3 protein-coding genes are annotated in these 12,500 nt (G+C 76.0%); 2 read left to right on the top strand and 1 reads right to left on the bottom strand.

The window, feature by feature from the left end:
* Positions 1–172 precede the first annotated feature (172 nt).
* Entirely contained in the window at positions 173–5,194 is a 5,022-nt protein-coding gene (locus KPL59_RS02340) for a type I polyketide synthase (RefSeq protein ID WP_226359765.1), read from the top strand.
* Here KPL59_RS02340 and KPL59_RS02335 read toward each other — a convergent pair.
* Positions 5,102–6,325: an ISAs1 family transposase gene (locus KPL59_RS02335; protein WP_226351754.1), complete on the bottom strand. Its 1,224-nt coding sequence runs from the start codon at positions 6,323–6,325 to the stop codon at positions 5,102–5,104. The genes KPL59_RS02340 and KPL59_RS02335 overlap by 93 nt on opposite strands.
* Before the next feature lie 138 nt (positions 6,326–6,463).
* Between KPL59_RS02335 and KPL59_RS02330 the strand changes: the two genes are divergently transcribed.
* Positions 6,464–12,433, top strand: coding sequence for a type I polyketide synthase (locus KPL59_RS02330; RefSeq protein WP_226359798.1), 5,970 nt, complete (start codon positions 6,464–6,466; stop codon positions 12,431–12,433).
* The last annotated feature ends 67 nt before the right edge of the window (positions 12,434–12,500 follow it).

The raw sequence follows: 12,500 nt of genomic DNA, 5'->3' as shown, positions 1-12,500 counted from the left end.
GCGGTCGTCGCTCGTCCCGACGGTAGGTCCGATCCCGTGGCGTCGATCCGGCCGGACACGTCACAGGGGGGTTCCAGGGGGTGGGCAGGGGGTGGGGAATCCGTTCAGGACTGAGGATTCGCCGGTCCCGTCGCACCTACCGTCACGCCGGATCTCGACCCAGGGAGACGGCATGTTGCGCACAGAGCTGATCCGGCCGCTGCACGAGCTGGTCGCCGGGCACGCCTCGGAGCGGGGCGACACGGTTGCCTTCGCCGACCGGGTCCGGTCGGTGACCTACGCCGAGCTGCACGCGCGCACGGGCCGGCTCGCCGGGCACCTGGCGGCCCTGCGACTGCATCCCGGCGACCGGGCGGTGATCCTGCAGGGCAACGCGGTCGAGGTGGTCGAGAGCTATCTGGCGGTGCTGCGCGCGTCCGGCGTCGCGGTGCCCTGCAACCCGGCCGGGTCCGCCGACGAGCTCGCGCACGTCCTCGACGACAGCGGGGCCCGGGTCGTGCTCACCGACCCGGCCCACCTGGAGCAGGTGCTCGGCCTGCTGCCCGGTCGGTCCTCGGTGACGGTGCTCGTGACCGGGGACGGGCCGTTGCCGCGGGGGGTCCACGGCTACGAGCGCCTCGCCCGGACCGAGCCCCCGCAGCCCGCCCGCGACGACCAGGACCTCGACGACGTCGCGTTCATGCTCTACACCTCGGGCACCACCGGCAGCCCCAAGGGCGTGCTGTCCACCCAGCGCAGCTGCCTGTGGTCGGTGGCGGCCTGCTACGCGCCGATCGTCGGGCTGGCCGCGGGGGACCGGGTGCTCTGGCCGCTCCCGCTGCACCACAGCCTCGCCCACGTGCTGTGCGTGGTCGGGGTGACCGCGGTCGGCGCGACGGCCCGGCTGATGGCGGCCTTCGACCCGCACGACGTCCTCGCCGAGCTGCGCGCGGGCTCCTACACCTTCCTGGCCGGGGTCCCCGCGATGTACCACCGGCTCGTCGCCGAGGCCCGCGCCGCGGGCGGGGTGCCGAACGGCCTCACCCGGGCCCTCACCGCGGGCTCCATCTGCCCCGGCCCGCTGCGGACCGCGTTCGAGCAGACCTTCGGGGCCCCGCTGCTCGACGGCTACGGCAGCACGGAGACCTGCGGTCTGATGGCGGTCAACTGGCCGACCGGGGCCACCGTCGACGGGTCGTGCGGGCTGCCGGTGCCCGGCATCGCACTGCGCCTGGTCGGCGACGACGGCCGTGACGTCGACGCCGGCGCGGAGGGTGAGGTGTGGGTCCGCGGACCGAACCTCATGGTCGGCTACCACGGCCGCCCGGACGCGACCGCCGAGGCGATGCCCGGCGGCTGGTACCGGACCGGTGACCTGGGCCGGTTCGACGAGGCCGGGTACCTCACCATCACCGGCCGCACCCGCGAGCTGATCATCCGCAGTGGTGAGAACGTGCACCCCGCCGAGATCGAGGACGTGCTGCTCGGCGTGCCGGGCGTGGCCGACGCCGCCGTCACCGGCCGCCCGCACGAGGTGCAGGGCGAGGTCCCCGTCGCGTTCGTCGTCGCCGGACCCGGTGGTGTCGACCCCGACGCCGCCCTCGCCGCGTGCCGGGAGCGGCTGGCGGCGTTCAAGGTGCCCGAGGAGCTGTTCGAGATCGACCGGGTGCCGCGCACCTCGTCGGGCAAGATCACCCGGCACCTGCTGCTCGACGGCCCGGCCCGGCTGCGCGCCACCGCGGGCGGCCGGCACCGCACGGTGCTGCGGACGTCGTGGACGCCGTTGCCGTCCACCCGCACCGGGGTGCGCGAGCTGCCGCGCCGCTGGTCGGCAGCCGGCGGGGCGCCGGCCGACCTGCACGGCATCGCCGGGGTGCTCGACGCGCTCGGCGTCGACCGCGACGCCGAGGACCCGGAGATCACCGTGCTGGCCGCCGTCGTGCCCCCGGCGGGTGGTCGTGGCGTTCCCGACGCGGCGTCCGTGGCGACGGCGACCCGCGACGCCGACGCGCGTTGCCGTGCACTGCTCGCCGGTCCCGGCCGGGTCGTGGCCGTGACCGTCGGCGCGGTCGACCCCGGCGGTGACCCGGGTGTCCCCGACCCGGCGGCCGCCGCCGTGTGGGGCGGGCTGGCCGCGCTGCAGGCCGAGTACCCCGACCGGCTCGTCCTGCTCGACACCGACGGCACGCCCGCCTCGGCCGACGCGCTCGCCCTGGCCGTCGGCACCGCCGAGCCGCGGCTGGCGCTGCGCGAGGGGGTCGCCCTGGTCCCGCGGCTGGCCCCGGCCGGCCCGCCCGACGGTGGCACGGCGGCCCCCGCCCCCGACCCGCGAGGCGCGGTCGCCGTCGCCGGGGCACCCGGCCCGCGCACCGCGGCGCTGGTCCGTCACCTGGTCCGCGGCCACCGCCTCGGCCAGGTCCTGCTGTGCGGGCCCGGCGGGCTCGGCGACCCCGCGATCGCCCGGCTCGCCGGGGAGCTGGACGACCTCGGCGCGGCCTGCGCGGTGCACGACACCGACCCGGCCGACCCCGACGCGCTCGCCGCCGCCCTGGCGTCCGCACCGCGGCCGGTGACCGTGCTGGTGCACGCCGACGGCGAACGGGGTGCCGAGCTCGACGCGGTGCTGGCGGGCGCGCTGCACTGCGACCGTGCCTCCCGGTCGGCCGCGCGGGCGCCGGCGCTGGTCCTCACCGGGACCGTGCGGGGTGCGCTCGGTTCGGCCGGGTGCGGCGCGGAGTCGGCGGCCGCGGCGTTCCTGTCCGCGCTCGCCGCGGCCCGGGTCCGCGACGGTCTCGGCGGCTGCGTCCTGGCCTGGGGCGACCCGGAGCCGGAGGTGCCGCCGGCGGCCGGGGTGGGCGCCGTCGCGGTCGAGGAGGTCGCCGCCGCGGCCGACGTGGCGTTGCCCGCCCGCGCCGACGCCGTCGTCGTCCGGCTGGAGGCGACCGGAACGGGAACACCCGGGCCGGTCCCGGTGCTGTTGCGCGGCCTGCTCGAGACCGTCGGGGCCGCGGGCCCCTCGGACCCGGTGCGCGACGCCCTGCGCGCACGGGTGGAACCGCTGGACGAGGCCGGGCGCACCGCGGCGTTCACCGCGATCGTGCGCACGGCGCTGGCCGGGACGCTGGGCGTCGACGTGCCGGCGTCACGGGACGGGCGCGCGTTCCGCGAGGCCGGCCTGAACTCGGTGGGTGCGGTGCAGCTGCGCGACCGGCTGGCCGCGGCCACCGGGCTGGAGCTGTCCGCGGCGGTCGCCTTCGACCACCCGACCCCGGCGGCGCTGGCAGCGTTCCTGCGGGCCGGGGTCCTGGGCGAGACGGCGCCGTCACGGCGTGCGCTCCCGGTGCGGCCGCCGTCGGACGACGACCCGGTGGTGCTGGTCGGGACGGCCTGCCGGTACCCGGGTGGGATCGCCTCGCCGGAGGACCTGTGGCGGGTCCTCGACGCCGGCGGGCACGTGATGGGCCCGTTCCCGGACGACCGGGGCTGGGACCTCGCCGCGCTGGCCGGTGGGGCGAGCGCGACCCGGGAGGGCGGGTTCCTGTCCGGCGCCGCCGACTTCGATGCCGCCTTCTTCGGCATCTCGCCGCGGGAGGCGCTGGCCAGCGATCCCCAGCAGCGGCTGCTCCTCGAGAGCGCCTGGGAGCTGTTCGAACGTGCCGGGATCGCCCCGGACTCGCTGCACGGCACCCGGACCGGTGTGTTCGCCGGGGTGATGTACCACGACTACGGCAGCGGGCACGCCGGTCCGCCGCAGGGCACCGAGGCGCACTGGGGCGTCGGTACGGCGGGCAGTGTCGTCTCCGGCCGGATCGCCTACCAGCTCGGGCTGGAGGGGCCGGCGATCACGGTGGACACGGCGTGCTCGTCGTCGCTGGTGGCGCTGCACCTCGCGGCGCAGAGCCTGCGGGCGGGGGAGTGCGACCTGGCCGTCGCGGGCGGCGTCACCGTGATGGCGACGCCGGGCAGCTTCGTCGAGTTCACCCGCCAGGGCGGGCTCGCCCCGGACGGGCGGTGCAAGCCGTTCGCCGAGGCCGCGGACGGCACCGCGTGGTCGGAGGGGGTCGGGCTGCTGCTGCTGGAGCGGCAGTCCGACGCCCTCCGCAACGGCCACGAGGTCCTCGCGGTGCTGCGGGGGTCCGCGGTGAACTCCGACGGCGCGTCCAACGGGCTGACCGCCCCGAACGGGCCGTCCCAACAGCGGGTGATCGACGCGGCGCTGGCCGCCGCCGGGCTCGGCCCGGACGACGTCGACGTCGTGCAGGCCCACGGCACCGGCACCACGCTGGGGGACCCGATCGAGGCCGAGGCGCTGCGCGTCGCCTACGGCGACCGGTCGGAGGAGCTGCTGCTGGGCTCGGTCAAGGCGAACCTGGGCCACACCCAGGCCGCCGCCGGGGCCGCCGGGGTGATCGCGATGGTGCAGGCGATGCGGCACGGGGTCGTGCCCGCGACCCCCGGGGTGGACGCGCCGTCGTCCGCGGTGGACTGGGCGGCCGGGCCGGTGCGGCTGGTGACCGCCACCGAGAAGTGGCCGGACCGCGACCGTCCGCGCCGGGCCGCGGTGTCGGCGTTCGGGATCAGCGGTACGAACGCCCACGTCGTGCTGGAGCAGGCCCCCGACAGCGGGACCGGCCCGGCGCGGGAGCCGGCGGGCACGGAGGCGTGGTTCGTCTCGGCCGCCACCCCCGAGGCGCTCGACGCCCACGTCGCCCGGATCACGGCGGTGGCAGGCGGGCTCCCGCGCGGCGACGTCGCGCACGCGCTGGTGCACGGCCGGTCCCGGTTCGAGCACCGCGCGGTGCTGCTCGCCACCGACTCCGGGGTGCGTGAGGTCGCGCGTGGGCGGGCCGTGCCGCGGCGGGTCGCGGTGCTGTTCTCCGGCCAGGGCACCCAGCGTCCGGGGATGGGGCGGGAGCTGTACGGGCGCTTCCCCGCCTTCGCCGAGGCGTTCGACGAGGTGCTGGGCCACCTCCGCCCGGGGCTGCGCGACATCGTGTGGGGCGACGACGCCGAGCGGCTCGCCCGTACCGGCACCGCCCAGCCCGCCCTGTTCGCGTTCCACGTCGCGGCGGCCGCGCTGCTGCGGTCGTGGGGGGTGACACCCAGGGCCCCGGCAAAGTCGCTAGATGATCTTGTAGGTGGTCAGTGGTCGATGGGGGTCGCGGGCGTGGTGGCGGAGTGCTGCGGCGATGTTGCTGACGCCGTGCAGGCGTAGCGCGGTGATCGCGAGGTTCCGCAACGCCGACATGACCTGCGGGGCGTGACCGGTGTGGGCGGTGGCGCGGTCTTCGTCGAAGCAGACATCACGGACCCAGTGCAGGCGATTCTCGATCGACCAGTGCCCACGGATCCAGCGGGCGAGCAGTCCTGGATCGGCGTCGGTGCTGGTCAGGCTGGTGATCGCGTAGGCGGTCTCGGTTCTCCACTTCCCGCCAGGCCGCAGTGGGCGACGCCGGCGCACCAGCTTGATCGCCTGGGATGCGTGGGGGAAGAACTCTGCGCCCAGGTCGGGACAGGGGTGCAGGCTGACCACGCTGATCGTGCGGGTCTCGACGCGGCCGTGCCCACGCCCGCGTTGACGATCAGCGACGCCGATCTGGGTCCAGGGCAGCGCCCGTACCCGTGCCAGCAGCGTGGGCTGGTTCGCTTTGATCGTCATCAGGTAGTGCCCGCCGCGGCGGTGTAGGTAGTCGGCGTGGGCTCGCTGGGTGTGCAGAGCGTCCGCGGTGACCAGTACATCGTCGAGGTCGAGGGGGTCGAGCAGCGCGGTGAACGCGGTGATCTCGCTGCCCTTCTCTGCGACCTGAACCTGGCCGAGCACGCCACCGCTGGTCTGGTCGAGCACCGACACCAGATGCGGGAGCCAGACCCTGCCGTCGGCGGCACGGACGCGGGCGCCGCGCAGGGTCTTGCCGTCCAAGGCCAGCACGCGACGCTGTTCTCGCCGGGGTGTGCCCTCCGCCGCCGGCTGGGCGCTGAGCTGGGGCAACACCCAGGACTGCAACGCCGCCTCCAGCGCCGAGGCGTCGACCCGTTGCAGGACCCGGCGGATGGTCGACTCGTGCGGAGCGACCGCGCCCACCCCGAGCACGTCCAGCACGGCGCGGCCGACGTCATGGGCGTACTCGGCGATCGCGGTGAACGACCGGGCCCCCGCCAACACCGCGCACGCCCCCAGTAGCAACACCGCGAGGACACCGTGGCGGACACCGCGTGGTTTCCGCGGGTCCGGCACTCGCGACAGGGCCTCCACCAGCGACAACCCCGCCGCCTCACCGACCGGCGCGGCTCTCCCCGCGTCAGGACCGACCTCCAGGCCTTCCAGAGCAGCAACGATCGGAGACACTGACACTGCGGACACAGGCTTCCTGACGTGAGCAAGGATTCGACACCCTCATGATCACGCCAAGCCTGTGTCCGCACCCACCCCCACCCCCCACATCACCGCAGCTCAGGACCCACCCATCACGACTTTGCCGGGGCCCTGGCCTGGTACCTGCACGAGCTCACCGCGGGTGCCGACCTGGCCGCGTTCGTCCTGGTCTCCTCGGCGGGTGGGCAGGTGCTCGCCGCCGGGCAGGGCGGGTACGCCGCCGCGAACGTGTTCCTCGACGCCCTCGCCGCGCACCGGCACGCCGCGGGACTCCCGGCCACCGCCACCGCGTTCTCCCTGTGGGACGTCGGCGCCGGACTCGGCGCCTGGCTGTCCGACGCCGACCGGGCGCGGATGGTCGCCCACGGCGTCCCGCCGGTCGGGAAGGAGGACGGCGAGCTGCTGTTCTCCGCGGCGCTCGCCACCGACGTCCCCGTCGTCGCACCCATGATCGTGGACCGGCGGGCCGTCCGGGCCCGCACCGACACCGTGCCCGCCCTGCTGCGCGACACCGCGGGCACGACCCGACGCCGCACCGCCGACACCGGCGCCGCGGCCCTGACCGGGAGCCTCGCCGGCCTCGACGCCGACGCCCGCGCCGCCGCGCTGCTGACCCTGGTGCGGGATCGTGTCGCGTCGGCCCTCGGCCATGCCCATGCCGACGCCGTCGACCCGGACCGGTCGTTCAACGACCTCGGGTTCGACTCGCTCGCCGCGATCGAGCTGCGGAACCACCTGCAGACCGTCACCGGTCTCGACCTTCCCGCGACACTGGTGTTCGACCACCCGAACGCCACCGCACTGGCCCGCCACCTCGACGCCGAGCTGTCCGGCACCACCGACGCCGTGCCCGGCCCCCGTACCCGGGCCACCCTGGCGACCGGCGACGACCCGGTCGTCGTCGTCGGCACCGCCTGCCGGTTCCCCGGCGGGGTCGCCTCACCCGAGGACCTGTGGCGGCTCGTCGACAGCGGCACCGACGCGATCACCGGGTTCCCGGCCGACCGTGGCTGGGACCTCGCCGCGCTCTACCACCCGGACCCGGACCACCCCGGCACGGCCTACACCCGCCACGGCGGCTTCCTGCACGACGCCGGGGACTTCGACCCCGCGTTCTTCGGGATGAGCCCGCGCGAGGCGGTCGGCACCGACGTGCAGCACCGCCTGCTGCTGGAGACCACCTGGGAGGCCGTCGAGAACGCCGGGATCGACCCGGCTGCGTTGCGCGGTTCGCGGACCGGGGTGTTCACCGGCGTCATGTACAACGACTACGCCACCCTGCTCGACGGCTCCGACGCCGGAACCCAGGTCACCGGCAGCTCCGGCAGCGTCGCGTCCGGCCGGGTGTCCTACACCTTCGGCTTCGAGGGGCCCGCGGTCACCGTCGACACCGCCTGCTCGTCGTCGCTGGTCGCCCTGCACCTCGCGGCGCAGGCGCTGCGTGCGGGGGAGTCGGATCTCGCCGTCGCCGGCGGGGTGACCGTCATGTCCGCCCCCGGTGCGCTGATCGGGTTCTCACGTCAACGGGGCCTGTCCGTCGACGGCCGGTGCAAGGCGTTCTCCGACGACGCCGACGGTGTCGGGTGGGGTGAGGGTGTCGGTCTGGTCGTGTTGGAGCGGCTGTCGGACGCCCGCCGCAACGGGCACGAGGTCCTGGCGGTGCTGCGCGGGTCGGCGGTGAACCAGGACGGTGCGTCGAACGGGTTGACCGCCCCGAACGGCCCGTCGCAGCAGCGGGTGATCCGCGACGCGCTCGCCTCCGCCGGGCTGACCAGCGGCGACGTCGACGTGGTCGAGGGCCACGGCACCGGTACCGCGCTGGGTGACCCGATCGAGGCGCAGGCGTTGCTGGCGACCTACGGGCGGGACCGTGAGGTCCCGCTGTTGTTGGGGTCGGTGAAGTCGAACATCGGGCACACCCAGGCCGCCGCGGGTGTCGCGGGTGTGATCAAGATGGTGGAGGCGATGCGGCGGGGGACCGTGCCGGCCACCCTGCACGCAGGCACCCCGTCGTCGCACGTGGACTGGTCCGCGGGTGCGGTGGAGCTGGTCGCCGAGCGGACCGCGTGGCCGGAGACCGGGCGCCCCCGCCGTGCCGCGGTGTCCTCGTTCGGGATCAGCGGCACCAACGCCCACGTGATCCTGGAGCAGGCCGCACCCGCTCCCGCCGACACGTCCGACCCGACCGTCGAGCCGGCGGGGGTCGTCGCCTGGCCGGTGTCCGCGCGCACCGCGACCGCGCTCGACGGGCAGGTCGCGCAGATGTCGGTGCTGGACGACGCGCGTCCGGTGGACGTGGCGTTCTCGCTGGCCACGACCCGTGCGGTGTTCGACCACCGTGCGGTGTTGCTGCACGACGGGACCGGACCGTCGGAGGTCGCGCGGGGCGCTGTCGTGCCGGGTGGCACCGCGGTGGTGTTCTCCGGTCAGGGCTCACAGCGTCCTGGCGCGGGGCGCGAGTTGTACGCGTCGTTCCCGGTGTTCGCCGAGTCGTTCGACGCGGTGCTGGCTGAGCTCGCCGACGCGGACCCCGCGCTGACGGATCTGGGCGCGGTCGTGTTCTCCGACGACCCCGCTGCCCTGGATGCGACCGGTGTCGCCCAGCCTGCGTTGTTCGCCCTGCAGGTCGCCCAGTTCCGGTTGTTGGAGTCGTGGGGAGTCCGGGTCGACCGGCTCGCGGGGCATTCGGTGGGGGAGATCGCCGCTGCGCATGTGGCCGGTGTGTTGTCGTTGTCCGATGCTGCGGTGTTGGTGGCGGCCCGGGCGCGGTTGATGCAGGGGTTGCCGTCGGGTGGGGTGATGGTGGCGGTGCAGGCCTCCGAGGCCGAGGTATTGCCGCTGCTGTCCTCCGGGGTGTCGTTGGCGGCGGTGAATGGTCCGTCGTCGGTGGTGCTGTCCGGTGTGGAGGCCGAGGTCCTGGCGGTGGCGGAGGGGTTCCGTCACAAGAGGTTGAACACTTCGCACGCGTTCCACTCGGTGCTGATGGAGCCGATGGCGGAGGACTTCCGCGCCGTCGTCGGCTCGCTGACCTTCGACGAGCCGGAACTACCGATCGAGGTCGGCGGCGAGGCGACCGCCAAGGTCACCGACCCGGAGTTCTGGGTCGCGCACGTCCAGGACACGGTCCGGTTCGCCGACCGCGTCACCGCGCTGTCCGAGGCCGGGGTGACCCGCTTCCTGGAGGTGGGACCCGGCGGAGTCCTCACCGCGATGCTCGCCGACCTCGTACCGGACGCGGCCGCCGCACCGCTGCTGCGCGACGGCCGGGCCGAGGACGCCACCGCGCTCACCGCGCTCGCCCGGCTCTGGACCGCGGGCGGCACCGTCGACTGGGCCGCCACCGCCCCCGGCGGACGACGCACCGCACTGCCCTCCTACGCCTTCGAGCACCGCCGGTACTGGCCGTCGCCGTCGGCCCTGCCCCGCGACGCCGACGGGCTCGGGCTGAGCACCGCCGGGCACCCGCTGCTCGGCGCGGCCGTCGACCTGGCCGGGTCCGACGCGGTCGTGTTCACCAGCCGGCTGTCCGCGGGCACCCACCCCTGGATCGCCGACCACGTCGTCGCCGGCGCGACCCTGCTGCCCGGCACCGCCTTCGTCGAGCTCGCAGCCCGCGCCGGGGACCGGCTCGGCTGCCCGCACATCGACGAGCTGACCCTGGCCGCCCCGCTGGTCGTCCCCGACGGCGGGATCCGGCTCCAGGTCACCGTCGCCGAGCCCGGCGCCGACGGGAGGCGCACCGTCGCCGTCCACTCCCGCCCGGGCGGCGACGACCCCTGGACGCTGCACGCCGAGGGCCTGCTGGCCCCGGCGGGCACCGGCGGGACGCCGGGCGACACCGCGAACGCCCCGGCCGGTGCCGTCCCGGTCCCGCTCGACGGCGGCTACGACGTCCTCGCCGACCGCGGCTTCGCCTACGGCCCCGCCTTCCGGGCGCTGACCTCCGCCTGGCGCGACGGCGACGACGTCTACGCCGAGGTCCGGCTCCCCGAGGACGTCCGGGACGCCGCCTACGGCGTGCACCCCGCGTTGCTCGACGCCGTCCTCCACGCCTGGATGCTCTCCGGCGACGGATCCGGTGGAGCGGGCGGTCTGCCCTTCGCCTGGAGCGGGGTCACCGTGCACCGCTCCGGCACCGGCGCGGCGCTGGCCCGGCTGCGCCCCACCGGCGACGCCATGTCGGTGCTGGTCACCGACGCCACCGGCGCGCCCGTGGTCACCGTCGACCGGCTCACCGTGCGCCCGCTGGACCGCTCCCGGCTGGGCGGCGCACCGACGGCCTACCTCGTCGAGCACGTCGAGGCCCCCGGCGGCGGGACCGGCACCACGGGCCCCGTCACCCAGGTCGGGCCTGACCCGTTCGCGCTCGCCGGACTGTCCTGGGTGGACACCCACGACGCCGACCCGGCCGCGCTCACCGCCACCGGCGGCGGCACCGTCCTCGTCGCACTCGACGCCGGCCCCGAGGGCACCGAGGCCACACGAGCACACGCACTCACCCGGCGTGCGCTGGCGTTGCTCCAGGAGTGGGCCGCACACGACGGCGACGGACGCCTCGTCGTCGTCACCCGGGGCGACGACCCCGCCGTGGCCGCCGTGCGCGGCCTGGTCCGCTCCGCGGCATCGGAGCACCCGGGCCGGATCGGCCTGCTCGACCTCGACCCGGACACGGCACCCGGAGACACGGAGGCCCGCGCACTCACGGTCGGCGAACCGGAGACCCGGGTCCGCGACGGGCAGGTCCGCGTGCCGCGTCTCGTCCGCACCGAGCTGCCCACGGGCACCGACCCGTGGCGGGACGCCGACGTCCTGCTCACCGGCGCGACCGGCGGCCTCGGCCGTGCCGTCGCCCGGCACCTCGCCGAGCGCGGGGCGCGGACGCTGGTGCTGCTCAGTCGGCGCGGACCCGACGCCGCCGGCGCCGCCGAACTGCTGGACGAGGTCCGCGCGCTCGGCACCGGGGCCACGCTGCTCGCCTGCGACGCGGCCGACCGCGCCGCCCTGGCCCGCGTCCTCGACGAGCACCCGGTCACCGCCGTCGTGCACGCCGCGGGCGTCCTGGACGACGCGACGCTCGCCGGGCTCACCCCCGAGCGGGTACGGGACGTCCTGCGGCCCAAGGTCGACGCCGCCTGGAACCTGCACGAGCTGGCGACCGGCGTCGACACGTTCGTGCTGTTCTCCTCGGCCGTCGGCACCTTCGGCAACCCCGGACAGGGCAACTACGCCGCGGGCAACGCGTTCCTCGACGCGCTCGCCGCGGGCCGTCGTGCCGCGGGCCTCCCCGCCGTCTCGCTGGCCTGGGGAACCTGGCGGGGGCCCGGCATGCTCGACGACGTCGCCGCCGAGCGGCTCGCCCGCGCGGGACTGCCGCCGCTGCCGGTCGAGCAGGGCCTCGCCCTGCTCGACGCCGGCGCCGCGGCCGGGTCCGCCGTCGTGCTGCCGCTGCAGCTCGACACCGCCGCGGTCGCCGCCCGCGGCGAGGTGCCACCGCTGCTGCGCGGGCTGGTCCGGCCCCGCACCGACGCCGGCGGCGCCCCCGACCCGGCCCGGGCCGCCGAGCTGCTGGCCCGGCTCACCGCGGCCGACGCCGGCACCCGCACCCGCATCGTGGAGACGCTGATCGGGGAGCGGGCCGCCGAGGTGCTCGGCCACGGCGACGCGTCCGCGATCGGACCGGACCGGGCGTTCACCGACCTCGGGTTCGACTCGCTCACCGCGGTCGAGCTGCGCAACCGGCTCTCCGCCGAGACCGGACTGCGGCTCGCCGCGACGCTGGTGTTCGACTTCCCGACCCCCGCCGAGCTCGCCGCGCACGTCCTCGACCAGCTGGACCTCGACCCGCCGTCGGCGGCCGAGACCCTGCTCGACGAGCTCGACCGGCTCGAACGTGCCCTGGCCGGGATCGAGGCCGACGACCGGCTGCACCGCACCGTCACCGGCCGGCTCGACGCGCTGCGCGACCGCTGGGCCGATGTGCGCCACGCCCGCGACGGCGCGAGCGCGGGCTCGGTCGACCTCGCCGACGCCACCGACGACGAGATGTTCGCCCTGCTCGACCAGGAGCTCGGCGACGGGTGAGCGATCCGGGTCCCGCGGCACCCCGTACTAGGCGATTCCGGGGCGCCGCGGACCTAGCGTCGCGCCG

The sequence above is a fragment of the Pseudonocardia sp. ICBG1142 genome (assembly GCF_020496255.1).
Lineage (GTDB): Bacteria > Actinomycetota > Actinomycetes > Mycobacteriales > Pseudonocardiaceae > Pseudonocardia.
Note: the sequence above shows the minus strand (reverse complement) of the source record. Positions and strands in the feature narration are given on the sequence as shown.

Coding starts and splice junctions, on each gene's coding strand:
- KPL59_RS02340 (WP_226359765.1), top strand. CDS start 173: ATGTTGCGCACAGAGCTGATCCGGCCGCTGCACGAGCTGGTCGCCGGG.